The 20,119-nt window shown below is 30.3% G+C and carries 20 protein-coding genes, 1 pseudogene and 1 riboswitch; of the genes and pseudogenes, 16 read left to right on the plus strand and 5 right to left on the minus strand.

Features of this window, described 5'->3' with window-relative positions:
- The first annotated feature begins 8 nt into the window (after positions 1–8).
- Positions 9–461: a MarR family winged helix-turn-helix transcriptional regulator gene (locus tag KA856_RS01325; protein ID WP_107383473.1), complete on the plus strand. Its 453-nt coding sequence runs from the start codon at positions 9–11 to the stop codon at positions 459–461.
- 122 nt (positions 462–583) lie between these two features.
- Complete coding sequence (locus KA856_RS01330; protein ID WP_210138413.1) at positions 584–1,150, plus strand: DUF4064 domain-containing protein; 567 nt, start codon at positions 584–586, stop codon at positions 1,148–1,150.
- Positions 1,151–1,199: 49 nt separating this feature from the next.
- On the opposite strand, the gene KA856_RS01335 is transcribed toward KA856_RS01330, so the two are convergent.
- Positions 1,200–2,021 carry an AraC family transcriptional regulator gene (locus KA856_RS01335; RefSeq protein ID WP_210138414.1) on the minus strand — a complete coding sequence of 274 codons (822 nt, stop codon included), beginning with the start codon at positions 2,019–2,021 and terminating at the stop codon, positions 1,200–1,202.
- Between the two features lie 642 nt (positions 2,022–2,663).
- Between KA856_RS01335 and KA856_RS01340 the strand changes: the two genes are divergently transcribed.
- From KA856_RS01340 to KA856_RS01395, 12 genes are all read left to right on the plus strand, one after another.
- The gene (locus KA856_RS01340; protein ID WP_157947983.1) at positions 2,664–2,834 is read left to right on the plus strand and encodes a hypothetical protein; all 171 of its coding nucleotides are present in this window, start codon (positions 2,664–2,666) and stop codon (positions 2,832–2,834) included.
- Positions 2,835–3,121: 287 nt separating this feature from the next.
- A complete protein-coding gene (locus KA856_RS01345) occupies positions 3,122–4,045 on the plus strand; it encodes an AEC family transporter (protein WP_210138415.1) in 924 nt (307 codons plus the stop codon).
- 333 nt (positions 4,046–4,378) lie between these two features.
- The gene (gene xylB, locus KA856_RS01350; RefSeq protein ID WP_210138416.1) at positions 4,379–5,866 is read left to right on the plus strand and encodes a xylulokinase; all 1,488 of its coding nucleotides are present in this window, start codon (positions 4,379–4,381) and stop codon (positions 5,864–5,866) included.
- 151 nt (positions 5,867–6,017) lie between these two features.
- Positions 6,018–6,131: riboswitch (TPP riboswitch) on the plus strand.
- Between the two features lie 74 nt (positions 6,132–6,205).
- The gene (locus KA856_RS01355; RefSeq protein ID WP_210138417.1) at positions 6,206–6,793 is read left to right on the plus strand and encodes a thiamine phosphate synthase; all 588 of its coding nucleotides are present in this window, start codon (positions 6,206–6,208) and stop codon (positions 6,791–6,793) included.
- 45 nt (positions 6,794–6,838) lie between these two features.
- Positions 6,839–7,039, plus strand: coding sequence for a sulfur carrier protein ThiS (gene thiS, locus KA856_RS01360; RefSeq protein ID WP_019469161.1), 201 nt, complete (start codon positions 6,839–6,841; stop codon positions 7,037–7,039).
- 1 nt (position 7,040) lies between these two features.
- Positions 7,041–7,808: a thiazole synthase gene (locus tag KA856_RS01365; RefSeq protein WP_210138418.1), complete on the plus strand. Its 768-nt coding sequence runs from the start codon at positions 7,041–7,043 to the stop codon at positions 7,806–7,808.
- Positions 7,808–8,806 (plus strand): ThiF family adenylyltransferase, encoded by a 999-nt coding sequence (locus KA856_RS01370; RefSeq protein WP_210138419.1) that lies wholly within the window; start codon positions 7,808–7,810, stop codon positions 8,804–8,806. Before KA856_RS01365 ends, KA856_RS01370 begins: the two co-directional genes overlap by 1 nt.
- Positions 8,807–8,971: 165 nt before the next feature.
- On the plus strand, positions 8,972–10,822 hold the full coding sequence (nrdD, locus tag KA856_RS01375) for an anaerobic ribonucleoside-triphosphate reductase (RefSeq protein ID WP_210138420.1): 1,851 nt from the start codon (positions 8,972–8,974) through the stop codon (positions 10,820–10,822).
- Positions 10,819–11,352 (plus strand): anaerobic ribonucleoside-triphosphate reductase activating protein, encoded by a 534-nt coding sequence (nrdG, locus tag KA856_RS01380; protein WP_210138421.1) that lies wholly within the window; start codon positions 10,819–10,821, stop codon positions 11,350–11,352. The genes nrdD and nrdG overlap by 4 nt, the downstream gene beginning before the upstream one ends.
- Positions 11,353–11,479: 127 nt before the next feature.
- Entirely contained in the window at positions 11,480–12,466 is a 987-nt protein-coding gene (locus tag KA856_RS01385; RefSeq protein ID WP_210138422.1) for a choloylglycine hydrolase family protein, read from the plus strand.
- A gap of 290 nt (positions 12,467–12,756) precedes the next feature.
- Positions 12,757–14,262 carry a YSIRK-type signal peptide-containing protein gene (locus tag KA856_RS01390; RefSeq protein ID WP_210138423.1) on the plus strand — a complete coding sequence of 502 codons (1,506 nt, stop codon included), beginning with the start codon at positions 12,757–12,759 and terminating at the stop codon, positions 14,260–14,262.
- Positions 14,263–14,312: 50 nt separating this feature from the next.
- A complete protein-coding gene (locus KA856_RS01395) occupies positions 14,313–15,296 on the plus strand; it encodes a GA-like domain-containing protein (RefSeq protein WP_210138424.1) in 984 nt (327 codons plus the stop codon).
- Between the two features lie 113 nt (positions 15,297–15,409).
- Here KA856_RS01395 and KA856_RS01400 read toward each other — a convergent pair whose 3' ends face one another.
- From KA856_RS01400 to KA856_RS01410, 3 genes are read right to left on the minus strand one after another with little or no spacing between them, the layout of a single operon-like run.
- Positions 15,410–15,976: an NADPH-dependent FMN reductase gene (locus tag KA856_RS01400; RefSeq protein WP_040030339.1), complete on the minus strand. Its 567-nt coding sequence runs from the start codon at positions 15,974–15,976 to the stop codon at positions 15,410–15,412.
- A gap of 12 nt (positions 15,977–15,988) precedes the next feature.
- The gene (locus KA856_RS01405) at positions 15,989–17,050 is read right to left on the minus strand and encodes an LLM class flavin-dependent oxidoreductase (protein ID WP_107383462.1); all 1,062 of its coding nucleotides are present in this window, start codon (positions 17,048–17,050) and stop codon (positions 15,989–15,991) included.
- Between the two features lie 12 nt (positions 17,051–17,062).
- The gene (locus KA856_RS01410; RefSeq protein ID WP_107386619.1) at positions 17,063–17,989 is read right to left on the minus strand and encodes a VOC family protein; all 927 of its coding nucleotides are present in this window, start codon (positions 17,987–17,989) and stop codon (positions 17,063–17,065) included.
- 360 nt (positions 17,990–18,349) lie between these two features.
- Between KA856_RS01410 and KA856_RS01415 the strand changes: the two genes are divergently transcribed.
- A complete protein-coding gene (locus KA856_RS01415; RefSeq protein ID WP_107386620.1) occupies positions 18,350–19,090 on the plus strand; it encodes a sulfite exporter TauE/SafE family protein in 741 nt (246 codons plus the stop codon).
- Positions 19,091–19,154: 64 nt separating this feature from the next.
- Here the strand turns inward: KA856_RS01415 and KA856_RS01420 are convergent, their stop codons facing one another.
- Complete coding sequence (locus tag KA856_RS01420) at positions 19,155–19,568, minus strand: DUF2871 domain-containing protein (protein ID WP_107383459.1); 414 nt, start codon at positions 19,566–19,568, stop codon at positions 19,155–19,157.
- 407 nt (positions 19,569–19,975) lie between these two features.
- Here KA856_RS01420 and KA856_RS14090 point away from each other — a divergent pair.
- Positions 19,976–20,069: pseudogene (locus tag KA856_RS14090) on the plus strand (YSIRK-type signal peptide-containing protein); the annotation flags it as partial.
- Positions 20,070–20,119: the final 50 nt, after the last annotated feature.

Here is a 20,119-nt window from a genome sequence, read left to right on the forward strand (position 1 = left end):
ATAAGATTATGAATGATGTAGATGCATCGATTGAAAAAGCGATAACCAAATTTCAAATAGTGATGTTGTATTTAAACAAAGAAATTATTGAAATGGTGAACGAATCGTCTCTCACAAACTTACTTTCAAGAGAACAAATTGAAGCGATGAGAATTATTCAAACAAAAGGTCAAGTTACGATTAATGAGTTGGCTGGGCTGCAAAATATATTTAAAACAGCTGCTTCAAAAAGAATAGGTAAACTTGAAGAAATGGGCTATGTGCAAAGAGCATACTCAAATAATAAAAGAATAAAATTAGTTCAATTAAGCTTAGAAGGTGAAACATTTTTAAAGCAAGCGACTTCTGCAATGACAGAATCAGTAAAAAATCGCTTAGGTGACCAATTTTCACTTGAAGAAATAGAAGATTTTGTAAATCAATTGGAACGAATAGATGAAGCTTTTAGAAAAAGTAAATAATTACCTAGGAAATTAAATGTGTTATACATGGACTTGTAGCAACAGGATGCGTATACTAAATGATATAATTCTAAACAGATATTAACTAAAAAACATAAATTTTTGATTAGGGGTGAAACATAATGAAAAGAACAGCTGAACGTATACTTGCCTGGATTGGTATTGGTATACAACTACTAGGTGTAATTGTACTTGCGATATTCTTACCATTAGTTGGAAATGATGACAATAAAAATGCAATGATACAAGCAATGATGGAAGACGATAGTTCGATCACATATGAAAATGGAGAAGCGGTTATTAATATGTTAAGTGGATTGGTAACTGCAGGTCTTATATTGTCTATTGTGCTACTTATAGTAGCAATCATCGGTGCAGTGTTAATTGGTAAAAAAGCAAAAGCTGCTGGTATTCTATTAATCATTGTTGGTGTTATTTCATTAATTGGTAATTGGATTACCGCAATATTGTGGTTAGTAGCAGGTATTATGTTACTTGTGAGAAAGCCACAAAAAGCAATTTATAGTAGAGATGAAGAAGATGATGCAAATCCCTATATCAAAGATGGATCACAAGTAAATGAACATAATAACTCATTTGTATTATCCGAAGATCAAAAAGAGAACGAACAACAAAAAATCAAAGAAAATTATTCCGATGATGATGAGGATAATAAATATAAATATTAAGTCGTAATCCAAGTTTGCCTTTGATAGGTAAACTTGGATTTTTTGTATTTTATTCAGATTTAATCGTATCCAAAATTAATTGGAGCTGGTTATATAATTGATGTGGTTCTATCTTTGTATTTGTACTTTTAGAATAATGTTGTTTTATAAAATCTTTAGGTGTCATTTGCATCACATTTTTGAAATCTCTCAAATAAGTATTGTATGAACGGAACCCATAGTCTACCCAAATTGATTCACTATTGCCATTTGTTAATAACTCTCTAGATAAACTATAGATTTTAACTTTTTTAATGTATTTGATTAATGAAATATTCATTTTTTTTGAAAATTCTCTAGACAAATAGCTACTGTTTACGTAAAAATTTTTGGCAATTAAATTCAGCGTTAATGGTTGTTTGTAATGTTGGTTAATATATTCTACAACATTTTTAATTAATTTATTTGAGTAAGTCAACTGTCCATATATATTTGCTTGAGATAAATTGAGGTAATTGATTAATTTAATAACTCCGATATCTCCATTAAATGAATTGTTTTCTAAAATATTTTTTAAAGTTGTAATATAGGTTTCAGTAATCAATTTACTTAATTTATATTTTTCTAGAAGGTTTTCCTGATTTATTAAGGTGAACCGATGATAACTTAAATTATTTACTGAAATACAAGCAAGCATACCTTCTCGATGAATAATGAGGTTTTCTTCAAAATCATATACTACAAATACATCTCCTCGATGAAATATAAAATTTGATTTTACTTTTTGGAAATGAATCATACCTGAAATGACTAAATATATATTGGAAAAGTTAGGTGTATTTAAATGTTCTAATTTATCGCCTTCATCATAAATGATTTGGTTATAATTCATTAAACCCCTCCTTTCCTTAAATGTTAGCTAGTAAAATTGGCAATGATTTATAGTAAAATGAGAATCAGATTAAGTATTAAGGTTTTGAGAGCATACACAATAAATTCGTTCAGGAAATGTAGATATACTTAAATTTAATTTCATTTATTTAAATAGTACTCTTTTTAAATTTAATAAGTCAATTAATGTTGCGTAATTATAATAAAATAAAATTCTAAAACTAAAAAAATGGATAATTTTTGCATCTGTTTATAATATATTCTATTATGGTGCACTAAAATAGTAATAAATCCGAACAATTCGTGAATAATATTGAAGTGTTAAATAATTGAAAATATGTTCAGCTTTTCATTATGACAATTATTTTGGTAATTATCGTTATGATTTAGCAATATATCTAAGACTATTAGCTTTTATAAAAGATGCAATGTGAGCAACTAAAGTAACATTTCTGACAGATAAGCGAACAAAAAGTAGAATGTCGAACACGAATTGGTGTAATATCAAGTGAAAATGAATAGAGATAATTATTAAAATATAATAAAATAGGTTGTTCTATTGAGGAAGGTAACAAAAACATGTAAATTGATAGTAAAGGTTAATTTAGACATTAAATTGAAATGAACGAATGAGGTGAGCTAAATGATGATGATGATTGGTATACTTACACCGTTATTAGTTGTTGGTTTTATAGTTATGTCAATTTTGGAAGAAAAAAAACGAAACAAAAGAAAGCAAGAAAATAATAGCGATGAACAAAAGCAGATTAATAATACTACTAATAGCGATGAAGACAACCGAAAAGACGAATGATATATTATCTTATTGTTATAAATCCCTTTTAAATAATAAAGCAAATCCATTAAATGATGTACAAATTAAAATAGTGTAATCTTAGTAAAGTTTAGAATTTTTATTGATACGATATAGGAGTTGAAATATGAAATTGATTTCTAATTTATCAATTTTTATTTCACTCCTAATTTTTATATTTTTAAAGTATACAAACAACATAGTTTTAAAAATCAGATATCTAAATTTAGCTTAAATACAAATGAATATGTCTAGTGTTATAGTTTTTTACGAGGGAGTGTTCTAGGATGAGTGAAATGGCTTATATATTACAGAGTGTGTTATTACCTATTTTTATAATGATAGCATTGGGATTTATCTTACAGAAAAAGTTCACTCTAGATTTAAAGACTTTAGCTAAATTAAATATCTATGTGTTTGTTCCAGGATTTATTTTTGTAAAATTTTATAAAACAAATTTTGAACTGCGTTTATTATTGTATATTGTAGTGTTTTTCATAATATACATCATTTTTTTATATATAGTGGGGAAAGTTTTAACTATAATAAACAAGAGGGATACGGGCGAGGCTACAACGCTAACCAATAGTGTATTATTTTTTAATTCTGGAAACTATGGTGTGCCAGTCAATGACCTAGTGTTCAAGGGTGATCCACTAGCAATGTCAGTACAAGTCATCGTTTTATCATTACAAAATATTTTCACTTTTTCATATGGTATTTTCGCAATACAGTCTGCACAAATTGGAAAATTGAAAGCGATGTTAGGGTATTTTAAAATGCCAGTATTATACGCTTTGCTGTTTGCAATTATTTTAAATTATGCTGATATCCCTATACCAGAATTTATTTGGACGCCAGCTAACTATGTAGCGGATGCGATGATTGCAATTGCTTTAATTATGTTAGGCGCACAAATTGCCAATATAAACTTTACTTTTAAGTGGTCATTATCATATATTTTTATATTTGTACGCTTAGTGATTGGACCAGTCATCGCATTAATAATTATAAAAATCATGGGTATTGAAGGCGTGATTGCGCAAACATTGTTTATCGCTTCAGCAATGCCGACGTCAGTAAATAGTTCTGTGATTGCTCAGGAGTATGACAATCACCCAGAACTTGCAGCAGAGCTTGTCTTTTTATCTACTTTATTAAGTTCAATTACTGTGGTGGTTGTTATTTACGCTTCTAAATTACTATTTTAGATACTTAAAAAGTTACATGCTTTATCATTACTTATACTTTTATGCACTGAGAAAAAATATCTCAGTGCTTTTTTGTTTTAGTTTTAATAAATTTGAATGAACTTAAAAATAGCTAATGTATTTTAAAACATTGAAAACAGTATCATTACATTTCTTAACATAAAATGTTATATCATTCACTGTTGTTACTTGTTTGATGTATAAAGATTGAATTGAAAATATTTTCTTTATAAAAACAATTTTTATTTTCAAATATATTGTGCTATAAATATAACGTGAATGACATTGAAAATAAATAGTTTAAAAATAACTATAAATCAAAGGATGGTATATGTGAAAGAGATTGTATTAGGCATAGATATCGGTACAAGTTCTGTTAAAGCCATTGCTATTAATAAAAAAGGTGACGTTTTAGATGTTACTAGTGAACCAATTCATGTTATTAATCAACAAACAGGTTTTAGTGAACAAAATCCAGAAGATTGGTACGAAGCCTCTAAAGATTGTATAAAGTACTTATTGAATTCGGAAAAGTTAGCAGGTATGAAGGTTAAAGGTATATCATTTTCTGGTCAAATGCATAGTTTAGTGTTACTTGACCATCAATTTCAACCACTTAGAAATGCCATTTTATGGAATGATACAAGATCCACTTTTCAGTGTGAACAAATAAAACAGCAATTTGGTGAATATGTAATGGATAATCCTGTTTTAGAAGGTTTTACATTAACGAAGTTGTTATGGGTTAAAGAAAATGAACCGTTGATTTGGTCCAAAGCAAATGTCTTTTTACTGCCTAAAGATTATGTGAGATTTAAATTCACAGATACGATAAATATGGAATATTCTGATGGATCAAGCACATTGTTAATGGATATAGCAAATAAGTGCTGGAATAAAAATATTTGTGACTATTATGGTGTATACCAACTTTGTCCAAATTTAATTGAATCCCAAGATTTTGTAGGGTACCTTAATACTTCAATTGCAGAGGAATTAGGTTTAGATAAAGATGTCGCAGTATATGCTGGGGGCGGAGACAATGCCTGTGGCGCATTAGGAGCAGGCGTTATTAGTGAGGGCGACACACTATGTAGTATTGGTACTTCGGGTGTCATATTAGCGTGTGATTCTGAGAATACAGCGACTTATGGTCACAATATACATCACTTTAATCATGTGCTCCCTCAAAATTCTTATGCAATGGGTGTCATATTAGCTGCAGGTGATAGTTTAAAATGGTTTCAAAAAAACATTACGCCAAGCTTAACTTATAGCCAAATTTTGGATGAAGCAAAACAATCTTCTATAGGGAGTAATGGTTTAATATATGCACCATATTTATCAGGAGAACGTACACCCCACGGTGATAGTCAAATTAGAGGAAGTTTTATTGGCTTAAGTCATATGCATAATAATAAAGATATGGCTCGTGCTGTGATTGAAGGCATCACTTTTGCATTATATGAATCTATCTATTATTTACGTAAAAATGAAAAAAAAATTAAAGAAATGATTTCTATCGGTGGTGGGGCTAAAAGTGATTTTTGGCTTCAGTTACAAGCAGATATCTTTAACGCTAAAGTATATAAATTAAAGCATGAAGAAGGACCAAGTATGGGTGCAGCGATGATAGCAGCAAAAGGTGTAGGGTGGTTTAATGATGTCGCTGAGATGGTTCAACAATTTATTCAATATGATAAAGTATTTGAACCCAGTGTAGAACGTCATATGCAATATATGAAATATTTTGCAATATACCAAAAAATTTACGATGAGACTAAAGAAATAACAAAGGAATTATTAAAAATCTCTCACTAAAATTATTTTATAGCAACAATCATGCATGATTGGTCATGATATTTCCTAGAAAATAATAAGCTGAAAATATATAAGGTTGAAAAAATACAGTTTTTACGTTAAATTAAACATGAATTAATTGTAAAATTCACATTAATTAAATAGAGCTAAGTTTAACCACTGGAAGTGCCTTTATGATAAAAAGGCTGAGACTAGCGTGATACGCTAGAATTCCTTGAACCTGATCCAGTTTGTACTGGCGTAGGAAAAGTGGCGTTATAAACCATATTTGTCCGTTCACATTAACGTTATTTTTCCTATTTGGAAAAATAACGTTTTTTTATTTTAGGAGTGATTATAGTGATTATTGCGATTACCAGTTATCATAAATTAACTAAGCAAGATAGCATTAATTATTGCGAAATTGAACCTTATATAGATTACCTAATCGTCAGATCACCGATGTGTACTTCTGAGACGATAGAATGGATAAACCAACTAAAGCAACGGCATTTTCCGAAAGATAAAATTATTATTCATAGTGATTATCATGTACTCCAATCTTGCGACTTGTCACGTATACATTTTAGAGAAAATGATGAGCAAATTCGTGCTTTAAAACAACATTGTTCAAACATAAAAATAAGTATGTCTACACACAATCGCCAGGCGATCCAATGTGCAGAGGATTTAAATTTGGATTTTGTACTTTATGGGCACGTATTTGAAACAAAGTCTAAAAAAGGATTAGCACCTAAATCATTAACTGAGGTTAATGATGCATTGAAAAGTGATATTCCTGTAGTCGCATTAGGTGGTATTAATTTAAAAACGGTGTCTCATTTACCTAAAGGATTTCAAGGTATCGCAGGTATATCAATATTTAATCACTCGATAAAAACAGTACAAGCCTTACACAGAGCATGGTTAAATTATGAAGCAACCTAAGATTAATTATTTACTTATCAATAAGTGAGAAAGGAATGAATCGTGATGCATTGTGTTATTAATGGTGATAATTTCACATTTGAAAACCCTTTGAATATACAAGAAATATTGCAAACACTCGGGTTAGACGAAAAGAGAGTGATTGTTGAACATAATAAAAAATTAATTAAACAAAACCAATTTCAAGATTATATCGTTAATGATAAAGATTGTTTAGAATTACTAGAATTTGTAGGAGGCGGATAGGATGTTTAAAATAGGTAAATTTGAATTTAATTCAAGATTGTTATTAGGTACTGGTAAATTTGAAACAGAAGCCATTCAAAAGGAAGCTATAAACGCGTCTGAAACAGAGGTTTTAACTTTTGCAGTGCGTCGAATGAACTTATATGATGAGAAATTACCTAATCCTTTAGCAAAAGTTGACTTATCAAACTTTGTTACTTTTCCTAATACTGCTGGTGCAACATCAGCTGAGGAAGCGATAAGAATTGCAGAAATTGCTAACCACGCCAATCTTTGTGACATGATTAAAGTAGAAGTGATAGGTGATCAGGAAACCTTACTACCCGATCCTTTAGAAACATATGAGGCATGCAAAGTTTTGCTAGAAAAAGGTTATACAGTGTGTCCTTACATTTCAAATGATGTTGTACTTGCCAAACGTCTAGAAGAATTAGGTGTGCATGCAATTATGCCACTAGCTTCACCTATTGGTACTGGAAGAGGAATAAATAATCCTTTATATCTACGTTATATTATTGAACGCGCCAATGTACCTGTAATAGTCGATGCAGGTGTAGGATCACCAAAAGATGCATGCCATGCTATGGAATTAGGTGCAGATGCCATTCTATTAAACACAGCAATTTCAAGTGCGAAAGATCCAGGGAAGATGGCAGAAGCTATGAAGTTGGGCATTCAAGCAGGAAGAATGAGTTATCAGGCAGGAAGAATACCAGTTAAGTATACAGCTCAAGCTTCAAGTCCAACAGAAGGAATCGGATTTTTATGATGGAAAGGTATTCTCGTCAAATACGTTATAAAAATTTTGGAAAAAATGGTCAGCGTAAACTAGAACAAACACACGTGATGATCGTAGGAGCCGGAGCATTAGGAAGTCATTGTGCAGAAATATTATCACGTATGGGAGTTGGCGAACTTACAATAATTGATATGGATATTGTAGAAATATCAAATTTACATAGGCAAGCCACTTATACTGAAAATGATGCACAAATGATGGTACCTAAAGTAGAAGCATTAAAAAAGCATTTATTAGATATAAATTCTAATATTAAAATCAACGCATTATACCAAGAAATAACTTGCACCAACATTGAACACATTTTAAGAAACTCTAATCCTGCTATCGTCATGGATGGAATGGATCATTTTAAAATTAGGTACTTGATTAACGAAGCATGCCACAAATTTTCGATACCTTGGATTTATGGGGCTGCAATTGGAAGTCAAGGCACCATTTATGGCATTGATTATAAAGGACCATGTTTAAAATGTGTGCTCTATAAAATACCTGAATCTGCAGAAAGTTGTTCTATTAATGGTGTGTTGCCTACAGTCATATACCAAGTAGCTAGCATGGAAGTCTCAGAATTATTGCGTTGGCTAACATTAGCTGGATTCTCTCAAAAATTAATAACGATAGATACTTTTTCAATTCAGTATCATACAGTGAATATCAACCAACTTAAAAATAGCAATTGTAGTATTTGTGTACATCAGCAATATGATTTACTTAATCAACCTCAGCGTACAAACGTAGAGTCTCAATGTGGCGATACATTTTTGCTTCGTTTCGATGAAAAAATGTTTGAATATGCGCATTATCTACCTGCAAAAATTAAAAAAGCAAATAGTTTTGCTAAATTACTTTCTTATAACGACACCGATATTACTTTATTTAAAGATGGCCGTATGAATGTTTATGGATTAGAAGATGAAGCACAAGCGCATGCATTATATACGCATTTTGCTAAAAGCATAAAATAGGACGTTTACATTTCTCAAAAGCAAAAATTTTAGAATAAAAATTAATGTTTCTTAAATCGTAACAAGTTTATGACATATTTGTTAACAGCCCTTCTTAACATTGAAACACTATATATTGTGGTATAAATTATGTTTATATACAATATATAGAAAAGAAGGGGTAAAATGAATAAATTAGAACAAGATTTGACGAAACTTATTACAAAAGATCCTACAGTTATTAACGAAAATGCGAATAAAGATAGTGCCACTTTTTCTACGATGAGAGATTTAACAGCAGGTGTTGTATCTAAATCATATGCTTTAGATTACTTATTGCCTAAACATATAGCAGAGGCACATAAAAGTGGTGATATACATTTCCATGATTTAGATTATCACCCTTTCCAACCACTCACTAACTGTTGTTTGATCGATGCTAAAAATATGTTGAAACATGGCTTTCGAATTGGCAATGCATCTGTAACATCTCCAAAATCAATTCAAACAGCTTCAGCTCAGCTAGTTCAAATTATCGCTAACGTTTCTAGTAGTCAGTATGGGGGTTGTACCATTGATAGAGTAGATGAATTATTAAGTGACTACGTAAAATATAATGAAGCAAAACATCGAAAATTAGCGCAACAATTTGTTGAAGATACACATATTGATGCTTATGTTGATCATCAAATTACACAAGACATTAATGACGCAATTGAAAGTCTAGAATATGAAATAAATACACTTTATACTTCAAATGGACAAACGCCATTTGTCACTCTTGGTTTTGGCCTAGGTATAGATGAATATAGTAGAAAAATTCAACAAGCTATATTGAAAACACGAATAAAAGGACTCGGAAAAGATCGTATTACAGCCATCTTTCCTAAACTCGTTTTTTCCATTAAAAAAGGGGTGAATTTTAGTCAAGATGACCCTAATTATGATATTAAAAAATTAGCGTTAGAGTGTTCTACAAAAAGAATGTACCCAGATATATTAAATTATGATAAAACAGTAGAAATTTTAGGTGATTTTAAAGCGCCAATGGGTTGTCGTTCTTTTTTACCAGAATGGAAAAATAAGCAAGGTGAAGCAGAAAATAATGGAAGATGTAATTTAGGGGTAGTTACGCTTAATGTACCTAGGATAGCTATAGAATCAAATGGTGATATGGAAAAGTTCTGGGAAATATTTCATGAGAGAATGCAAATTATGCACGATGCATTAGTTTATCGCATTAAACGTATGGAACAAGCTACGCCTGATAACGCCCCTATTTTATATAAAAATGGTGCTTTTAAACATTATTTAAGTGATGAAGATAGTGTAATGTCACTATTTAAAAATAAACGTGCCACGCTGTCGATCGGTTATATAGGTTTGTATGAGGCAGCTACAGTGTTTTATGGCCCTGAATGGGAAAAAACAGCAAGAGGTAAAGCATTTACGCTTCAAATATTAAAAGCTATGAAAGTTTATCAATTGGAATGGACAGAACGCTACGATATTTGGTTTAGTATCTATAGTACACCAAGTGAGTCTTTAACAGATCGTTTTTGCAGATTAGATAAAGAAAAGTTCGGAGATATATTAGATATTACGAGCAAGGGATATTATCAAAATTCGTTCCACTACGATGTGCGAAAAGATATTACACCGTTTGAAAAGATAGATTTTGAAAAAGATTATCCATTTTATGCTAGCGGTGGTTACATACATTATTGTGAATATCCAAAATTAGATCATAATATTAAAGCATTAGAAACGGTTTGGGATTATTCATATGACAAAATCAGTTATCTAGGAACAAATATCCCTATAGATCATTGTCGTTTATGTGATTTTAAAGGTGATTTTAAAACAACCCCAACAGGATATCAGTGTCCGGAATGTGGAAATAGTGATCCTAAAACCGTAGATGTAGTAAAACGCACATGTGGTTATTTAGGAAATCCAGTGCAACGTCCTACAATCGAAGGTAGACATAAAGAAATTTGTGCAAGAGTAAAACATATGAAAGATCAATCGATATGACAATATTAAATATCATAAATGGACAAGGTTATATTGCCAAAATAGAGTCACAAAGTTTCGTAGATGGCGAAGGTGTGAGATGTAGTTTATATGTTTCAGGATGTCCATTTGCATGTTTAAATTGCTATAATAAAGCAGCACAAAATTTTAAATATGGTGAAAAATTTAATGATGAAATTTTGAAAGAAATAATAGAAAATTGTGATCCGGATTATATAGAAGGTTTAAGCATTTTAGGTGGGGAGCCATTTTGCAACTTAGACATAACACTCAAATGTGCTCATGCATTTAGACAACGTTTTGGTCATGAAAAAACTTTATGGGTATGGACAGGATTTTTATTTGAATACTTAAGGAATGATCAATATCAAAGAAATGAATTATTAAAAAATATAGATGTACTCGTGGACGGTCCTTTCATTCATCACTTATACAAACCCAATTTACCTTATAAAGGTTCATTAAATCAGCGTGTCATCGATGTGCAAAAATCACTAGCTAGCGGTAGAATTCATGAATATATAATTTAATGTTGTGATTCCATAACTATTTCCTGAAATTTAAGCGAATTGCTATTATTATGATATAAAGTTAATTACAATCATAATGAAGACAAAAATAGATTTAGTAAAGTGCTATTAAAGGAGCGTATAAGCAATGTGTACAGGTTTTTCATTTATGTCTGAGAATCATCAAGCTATATTAGGTCGAACAATGGATTTTGTTTATCAATTAAAAGGCAACCCAGCAGTTCAACCACGTCACTATTACTGGGAATCACGTGTAGAGTATAAAGGTGAAACATTATATGGTTTCGTAGGTTCAGGCAGTGATATGGAAGGTTTTTTATTTGGGGACGGTGTTAATGAGCATGGCATTGGCGTTTCAGTACAATATTTCAGAGGCTACGCTTCTTACGCAAATGAAACTAAAGCAGGCTATATGAATATTGCTCAAAATGAAGTGATAAATTGGATACTAGGTTATAACAAAAACATAGCTGATTTAATAAAAAATGCCCAATCTGTCAATGTTGAGGCGCATACTCTGAATGACCTCTCTGAAGTTCCACCGTTACATTATCATATTTCTGATGATACGGGTAGAACAGTAGAGCTTACTTTTAATAAAGGTCAAATAGTGGTTAATGACAATCCAGTTGCCGTTTTGACTAACAACCCTGATTTAAATTGGCATTATGAAAATTTAAAGAATTACATAAACATTACACCCCAAAAGCCAAAAGAAAAAAAGTTTGCTAATATTAATTTGAAATCGTTGGGAAATGAAGGCGGCACGTATGGCTTACCAGGTGGATATACTTCAGCAGAGAGATTTATTCGCATTGCTTACTTGAAAAATTATTTAGAAGAAGCAACAAATAGTCCAGAACAAGACATACTTAATGCATTTAAATTATTGGAAATCATGAGTATACCTAAAGGTGCAGTTAGAGATGAAGAAAATGAGTTACATTATACGTTGTATCAAACCGTATTAAATTTAACGACACGCACATTTTATATTAAATGGTATAATTCTAATAAAATTACTGAATTACATTTATCAGAAGACTTACTAAATAAAAAAGAAATGACGATTTTTGAGCCAACTGAAGGATTAGCAATAACTCGTTTGAATTAAAATTCAAACCGAGTACATGTATCGAATGAACTTTAAATAATAAATAACTAATAAAAGACACATAAAAACTGCTGTTTTTATGTGTCTTTTTTATGTTTATTAACAATCATTTTTGATGGTAAAACGTATTAATCTCACTATTTTACTTAAAAATTCAAATTTTTTACTGACGCATTATAAGTAGTGTTGGGTATTAAATTTAAAATTATAATGATTAAAGAAGGATAAATTGCATTAAATTTAATAATATCAAAAATGATTTTACTATCGAAAAGGAGAGTTAGATAACAATGAGGATATTTAAAGAGTATATGGCTAGGAAAAACAATCGATATTCCATACGTAAATTTACGGTTGGAACTGCTTCAGTGCTTTTAGGTAGTTTTTTAGTTTTTAACCACAGCGAAGAAGCCCAAGCTGATACTTTACAAAAAGAACAACAAGAAGTAAAAGAAATACCTCCTAAAGTAGATATAGAGAATACAAAAAATGATTCAAATTTTGATAATATACTAGAAAAAGAAAAAAATAATGACACGATACAGCAACCAACTCAAGCTGAAATTGAAAATAAAGAAATAGAAAAAGAAAGTATTTCGAAAGATACAAAATTAATTCAGGATAGCACTAATATAACTCAGCAACAATCAGAATCCAATGCCAATGCTATTGTTGAAAATAAAGAACAACCAAAGCATTCAGATGTAAAAGAATCAGATAAACAAAAAGATAAACAAAAAGATAAACAAGAAAAAACACCTGAAACTATTAAAAATGATGAAGAAATAAAATCATTAGATACTGAAAAAACAGATACAGATATAATACCAACGGGTACCGAAAAGCTCAGAAAAACGGATACTGCAATAAAAAGTGAATCAAAATTAAACGAAAACGAAAGACAAATCAATCAAAATTTGACTTCTATGGAAAATAGAGTTACTGAAGTGAAAGTTGAAGAGTTAAACAATAATATAGAGAAAAACGAAGCAGAAAAAAGTTTGAGTACGAATGAAAAAAATCTCAAAAATGACAGACAACCAGAAAAGCAATATATTCCAAAAACTAGAGTAGTCAGAAGTATCGATAGAAATCGATACTATAATGGAACACACAATAATTATCATTATTTTGGGCCTAGATTATCTTATAATTCTCTAAGAGCGGGAGATAATATTACAACAGCATTTAATGAAGTAGAAAAAAATAGAACAGAATTAACCGAAGAAGAAAGAAAACTATTTCTGAGAAATATTATTAGACAAACTTCATTAAAAAATAATAAATCTGCTTATGACAGAATTTTTAATAGAGATTATTCTGTAGCTGGAAATAGAAAACTTACAGCGAACCAAGCTAAAAATATAAACGAACTACTATATAAAATGAAAAACTTAACTGTTAATCGTGATAATCCGAATTATCAAGGTATTTATACGTTTACAAATCAAAATGATGTAACTAAAAATGATTTTGGTATCGTAAAAGACGAAGTGTTACATGATGGCGACGCGTTAATTGCAACAATGGAATTGTCAAAAGAAAAAGGTAGAGGGACATACAGATTTGAAAATTATGCAATAAGACCTAATGATAGTCTCAATAAAAAAATAAAAAAAGTTATAGCAGTTTATGAAGGCAGACAAAGAATTATTCTGCAACAAGATCATTTAGGTTATTATTCATATACACGCGTCCAGACAGTGGTAGAAATGGAGATCCAGATAGAGGTGGCGGTTCAGGAGGCACAGTTAAATTTTACATTTCATTTGATGCCAACCAATATATTGATGTAAATAAAGACAAATTATTTGGTTATATTCTAAGTGATACTTTAGATCCAAATGTGTTAAGGGGCGTAAATATTACTAACAAAGCTGTTAATATTCAAGAAGTAGCAGATACAATAAATGAAGCTTTAAAAAAAGCAAAAATAAGAAAAGTAGAAGATGCTATAGAAGCAGCAACACAATTAAAACAACAAGCTGAAACAAAACTAGTCGAGGTAACACGAGATCAATTAGTGACACCAACTGAAAAAGCTGAGATTGATAAAATGAATGTAGATATTGAAAAAGCCAAATCATCAGCAATGCAAATGTTAAACGCTCTACCGGACGGAATCACAAATAAAGATGTATTACGGAAAAGAATAAATGATATTACACCAGTAACATCACCAGAAGTGAACGATGCAGATAGTAATGGTGTCTTAGATACAAAACAAGTTTCAGAGGCCAAAAAAGCAATTGCAGACGCTAAAGCAGCACAAACAAAAATCATTAATAAGATAAAAGAGATTAGAAAAGATGGTCTGATTACTCCTAGTGAGCAAGCTGATTTAGACAAACTCATAGAAAAATTGGATTCAATAAGACGAATTGCAAAAGAAAAAATAAGTAACTTACCAAGCGGTACAGCAAATATTGATGGATTACAGACTAAATTAGATAACATCACATCAGTAACAAAAGTAAATGATAAAGATAATAATAGTATATTAGGTAAGAAACAGGCATTGGACACGGAGCAAGTAAAAGATAAGCATAATACAAGTCATTTTGATAATGACGAACAAGCGACTATAAATAGCAAATCGCTAGGCATAAATTTAAGTCAATTTAATGTTCAAAATAATCGTCACAACCTTGAAGTATTAAATAAAAAATCATTTGAAAATCCAAATAAAGAAAATAACTTCAATATGAATTTACCGTATACTGGATTAGACAAAAAGAACCCTTATGCATTCGAAATTCTATTTGGAATTTTAGGATTAATGATCGTTTATAGAAGATATTTAACAAGTGATAAAAACACAGAACATTAAGTTTGAAACTTAAAAAGTTTCATTGAATTTATAAGCACTTTGGAATGATTAGATTAAAAGTCTAATATCCAAAGTGCTTTTTTAATGAAATTTAATATATTGATAGTAACGATTTAGAAGTCATATTGATTTTCTTCTTCCTTCAAAACTTGTGTATATGCTTTTGAAGTGCGTAATGTAGATAAAACTAAGTCATCTAATCTAAATAAAATGTCATCATTTACAATCTCACCATTTGAAAAGTCACGTTCTTCTATAAATACATAAGTTTGCATAATATGTGCCTTCATATAACCTAATATCGGTTTTAGTTGTGTTTCAGGGATGAGATAATGTTTTGGTGATCCAGCAGTTGCAACTATACTTACGATTTTATCTTTAAATGCATTAACTGGTAGTAAGTCAAATACATTTTTCAATGTACCTGGAATGGAAGCTTGGAAGATAGGAAATCCGATGAAAATGACATCAGCATTCATCAAAGTTTGAGTAAGATATAACGTATCGCCACTGTAATCTAAATAATTTCTTCCATCACTAAACACCAATTCTAACTCTTTTAAATCTATAAAATTAACATGATGCGTATCATCTTGATTATTAAGTGCTTGATTCAAATAAGTCATGGCAGTACGTGTTTTTGAACCAACGCTAGAGCCAGATAGTAATACAATATTCATAGTATCATTGACCTACTTTCTTAAATGTTTTTTTACAGCTGGAATAATTTCATTACCTATAAGTTCTATATTCTTCATAATTTTATTAAACGGAACACCGCCAAAATCAATTTGAGCCATAAATCGTTGGTGATTGTATAATTCATGTTGATACAGAATTTTTTCGATGATTTGTTGTGGACTACCAACCATTAAAGCATCTCTATAATCAGGAGCTTTTGCAAATTGTTGTTTTGGATAACCTGTACCTCTAATAAATGACATTCCAACATTTAGATGTGGGTAGAACTCTTTCAAAGCATCTTGAGTTGTGTTAGCAGTATAAAATAAACTTGCTGTGGATACTGGTAAAGATTCCGGTGAATGATTAAAACCATTTTCTTGCGCAGTGAGTCTGTACTGTTCAATGGAATCTTTAAAGGTCATTGCTGGACCGCCGAGTGTTGTAATCATCATTGGTATACCTTGCCTACCTGCTTTGATAGCACTTGCGGGAGGGCCTCCAACTGCGCGCCAAATAGGTAATGTGTCATCAATTGGACGTGGGAAGATCTTCATGTTATTTAAATCAGGTCTAAATTTGCCTGACCAAGTAATTTTATCGGTTTTATTTAATTCCATTAATAAATTAAGTTTTTCTTCATAAAGTTCGTCATAATTATTCAAATCTAATCCAAATAAATCAAATATACCTGTACGTGAAGCGCGACCTGCTACAATTTCAGCTCGGCCATGTGAAATTAAGTCTAAAGTAGCAAAATCTTCAAATACTCTTACAGGATCTGCAGCACTTATAATACTAGAAGAACTGGAAATTTTTATTGTTTTAGTGGCTTGCGCTATGGCACCTAAAACTACTGTGTGTGCTTGTGTTGTAAAATGTTCTTGGTGGCTTTCACCGACACCAAATACATCAATACCAGCCTGTTCAGCTAATTGACTAGCTTCTATAAGTTCATTAATTCTTTGCTCATAACTCACTTTTTCTCCATTATGCGGATTTAATAAATGATCACCTAATGAGTAGAGCCCAAATTCCAATGGAGTATTTTCATTCATTTTTAAATGTGCCATATAATCACCTTTCTATAATTCATGTAGATTATTTTCAATTTCTGTTCGTTGTGCTTCCATAAAGTCTGGTAAATTTAAATGTTTACCCAAATCTTCTATTTTTGTGTCTACCGTAAATCCAGGTTCATTCGTAGCAAATTCGTATAAAATACGATTTTGTCTATAATATAAAGATTTGAAAAAGTATCTGTCTATAATTCCTGAATTATTTTCAGGTTGGTGCTCTATTATTTTATGAATTGAATTTAAATCACTATCTTTTGGTGTATTAACAGCAATATGATGCACATAACCTTGACCAGGTCTAGCACGTTCACCTTGTTGTTCTACAATAACAAAATCAGTATATAATCCATTTTGATCTAAAGTCATAACAGTTTCGTTTACATCTTCTCTAAGTGTATATGACAAGCTATTTTTTAAGAAATCGAGCGTGGCTTGAGCATTTTTAACTCTTAGTTCTACAGGGCCCATACCTAAAATTTGGTATTGCTCGGGAATCTCACTATACGGATTTTTTCTCCAAGCATTCGGTGTATGATAATTGCCATTAACTAATAAAATAATCTCCAAACCATCTATATCATTAAAAGTAATAGCAGGCTGATTTAAATAATCTAATGATGTCCATGTAATTTTGAATTGATTTAGTCTTTCTTTAAAAAAATTCAGAGCATTTTCATCAGGGACAAGTAATGATAAGCGATAGATAGAATCAGTTCCAGGACGATTTTTCCCTAAAAGTGGTATTTCAAAAAAACTTAATAACGTGCCAGCAGAACCAATTTCATCTCCAAAGAATAAATGATACATTTTAGGATTATCTTGGTTAACTGATTTTTCAACCAACCTTAGTCCTAATACTTGAGTATAAAAGTCTTTATTTTTTTGAGCGTTTTTTGTATACATTGAAATGTGATGGTGACCAACGATATTCATATATATACCTCCTCGTAATAAACTTTTCAGTTGCTCGTGTTATCAGTATAATAGCAATAAAACTTCTCAATACTCATAACCATTATCGTATAGATTAAACACCTTTGGTATAAAAAATATACTAGTTTTGTATAATATATTTCCTTTTTACAAAAAAAGCAAGTTTGAAAGTTTATGAATGATAGAACTATGAAGAATGGTCTGATTTTTAAATATCTGAATTAAAGTTTGGTATAATTATTTTAATAGTGTCTGAAATTTTATTATCATTAAGCATTAATTAAAAATATTAATAAATAACATAATATTGTGGAAGAAATATGACACGTATTGATGACGAACTAAATCAGGAGTTAAAGTATGGATTTATTTTTAGTTTACATTTTAATTGCTATATTTTTAGGTGGTTTAGTCAGAACATATTTTGGTTTTGGGGAAGCACTCGTGAGCATGCCACTTTTAACATTGATAGGGCTAAACTTACATACATCTATTTCACTGGTAGGCTTAGCTGGACTAATGGTAGCAAGTTTAAATATATTTTTAGATTATAGGAATATAAAAATTAAAGTATTATTATTGATGTTGTTAGGGAGCTTATTAGGTGTTCCAATTGGCATATTGATTTTACAGCATATTACAACCTCTTATATACAATTGATGCTAGGACTATTTTTAATACTTTATGGTGTATATGCGTTTGGAAAAATTACCTTTTTTAAAAATAGATATAATATCATATTGAAATCTAATATTTGGGCGAGCCTAACAGGTATGATTTCAGGTATATTAGGAAGTTTGTATAATTCACACGGTGTACCAGTTGTAATTTATGGCACAATGTCACCTTGGCATATTAAAGATTTTAGAAGTACGGTACAAGCACATTTTTTAATTACAGCGATATTTGTAGTGATTGGACAAGCATCTGGAGGGATATGGACTGGCCAAACGGTATCCTTATTTTTGTTGAGCATACCTTGTTTGATTATTTCAGTCATTATTGGAAAGTATCTAATAAATCACACGACTTATCATAATTTTGAAAAATGGATATACTTATTTATTACAATTTTAGGATTTTTACTATTGTTAATATAAAATCAAAAGGTCGAATTGCGTTCTATTTTTAGAAACGTGATTCGACCTTTAACTATATTTACTATTATTTGGAATTGACATTAATACTTTTATTCAATAATACGAAGAATAAAATGAAAGCAATGGAAATAGCAATATGACCTAATCCCGAAATGCCAGCAATAGCAGGGCTCACTTCAAAACCTTTCATAGTTGCTATACCATTAACAAATTGCATAGCAACCGTTAATAATACCCCGATATGATAAACATAAAAGAAATAATTAAATAAAGTATGATGCTGAGTAAGTTTTAATTGGTGTTCTATCATCATAAATATTAAAAACATGATTGTACCTAATACGAGTAGATGTGTATGCGTTACATTTAATTGCGAATAACCACTAAAATTTTCTGCTTTTGACATCTCTCTATAAAATAGACCACTGAGCATGCCTAATAAAGTATAAAATGCTGAACTGAACATTAATTTTTTCATTTTAACGACCTCCTGTAATGAATGTTTAATTTTAATATAAGGTAAGATTATGAACTCTATATGAACGATTAAAAAATTTTCTTGTTTTTGTATGGTATTAAGTACTTATGTAGTATTTGTTCTTCAAAACTTTCCATTACTTAATCAACTTTACAATTCAAAATAATTTATTTTATCATGCTTAATGGAATAATTTATTGCAATACAGAACCTCTAAATTTAGAAATTTAACAATATTGAAAAATTATTAATTGCGGTATGCTAAAAACTATATATTTAAAATTGCGAACAACTGTGATTTGTGACATTGTTTTTAATTAATAACTTATCTTTAAAAAATAACTTGATTTTTCAAATTAATTGAGTAGAATTAAATTGTGATAAAGATTATTTTGAGGTGGGAAAAGATGAAAAACAAACAAGGATTTTTACCTAATAGGTTAAACAAGTACTCTATTAGAAAGTTTACAGTTGGAACAGCATCATTATTAATTGGGGCAACACTTGTATTTGGTGTTAGTAGCGAAGTAAAAGCTGATGAATTAGACTCA

It is taken from the genome of Staphylococcus sp. GDB9P120P, assembly GCF_017893435.1.
In the GTDB taxonomy this organism is placed as follows: domain Bacteria; phylum Bacillota; class Bacilli; order Staphylococcales; family Staphylococcaceae; genus Staphylococcus; species Staphylococcus cohnii.

Bases quoted from the DNA above. Each gene is read 5' to 3' on its own strand.
- nrdD (WP_210138420.1), top strand. From the start codon at position 8,972: ATGAATAAATTAGAACAAGATTTGACGAAACTTATTACAAAAGATCCT.
- KA856_RS01335 (WP_210138414.1), bottom strand. From the start codon at position 2,021: ATGAATTATAACCAAATCATTTATGATGAAGGCGATAAATTAGAACAT.
- KA856_RS01390 (WP_210138423.1), top strand. From the start codon at position 12,757: ATGAGGATATTTAAAGAGTATATGGCTAGGAAAAACAATCGATATTCC.
- KA856_RS01420 (WP_107383459.1), bottom strand. From the start codon at position 19,568: ATGAAAAAATTAATGTTCAGTTCAGCATTTTATACTTTATTAGGCATG.
- KA856_RS01365 (WP_210138418.1), top strand. From the start codon at position 7,041: ATGTTTAAAATAGGTAAATTTGAATTTAATTCAAGATTGTTATTAGGT.
- KA856_RS01330 (WP_210138413.1), top strand. From the start codon at position 584: ATGAAAAGAACAGCTGAACGTATACTTGCCTGGATTGGTATTGGTATA.
- KA856_RS01405 (WP_107383462.1), bottom strand. From the start codon at position 17,050: ATGGCACATTTAAAAATGAATGAAAATACTCCATTGGAATTTGGGCTC.
- thiS (WP_019469161.1), top strand. From the start codon at position 6,839: ATGCATTGTGTTATTAATGGTGATAATTTCACATTTGAAAACCCTTTG.
- KA856_RS01345 (WP_210138415.1), top strand. From the start codon at position 3,122: ATGAGTGAAATGGCTTATATATTACAGAGTGTGTTATTACCTATTTTT.
- KA856_RS01325 (WP_107383473.1), top strand. From the start codon at position 9: ATGAATGATGTAGATGCATCGATTGAAAAAGCGATAACCAAATTTCAA.
- KA856_RS01400 (WP_040030339.1), bottom strand. From the start codon at position 15,976: ATGAATATTGTATTACTATCTGGCTCTAGCGTTGGTTCAAAAACACGT.
- KA856_RS01385 (WP_210138422.1), top strand. From the start codon at position 11,480: ATGTGTACAGGTTTTTCATTTATGTCTGAGAATCATCAAGCTATATTA.
- KA856_RS01370 (WP_210138419.1), top strand. From the start codon at position 7,808: ATGGAAAGGTATTCTCGTCAAATACGTTATAAAAATTTTGGAAAAAAT.
- KA856_RS01415 (WP_107386620.1), top strand. From the start codon at position 18,350: ATGGATTTATTTTTAGTTTACATTTTAATTGCTATATTTTTAGGTGGT.
- KA856_RS01410 (WP_107386619.1), bottom strand. From the start codon at position 17,989: ATGAATATCGTTGGTCACCATCACATTTCAATGTATACAAAAAACGCT.
- nrdG (WP_210138421.1), top strand. From the start codon at position 10,819: ATGACAATATTAAATATCATAAATGGACAAGGTTATATTGCCAAAATA.
- KA856_RS01340 (WP_157947983.1), top strand. From the start codon at position 2,664: ATGATGATGATGATTGGTATACTTACACCGTTATTAGTTGTTGGTTTT.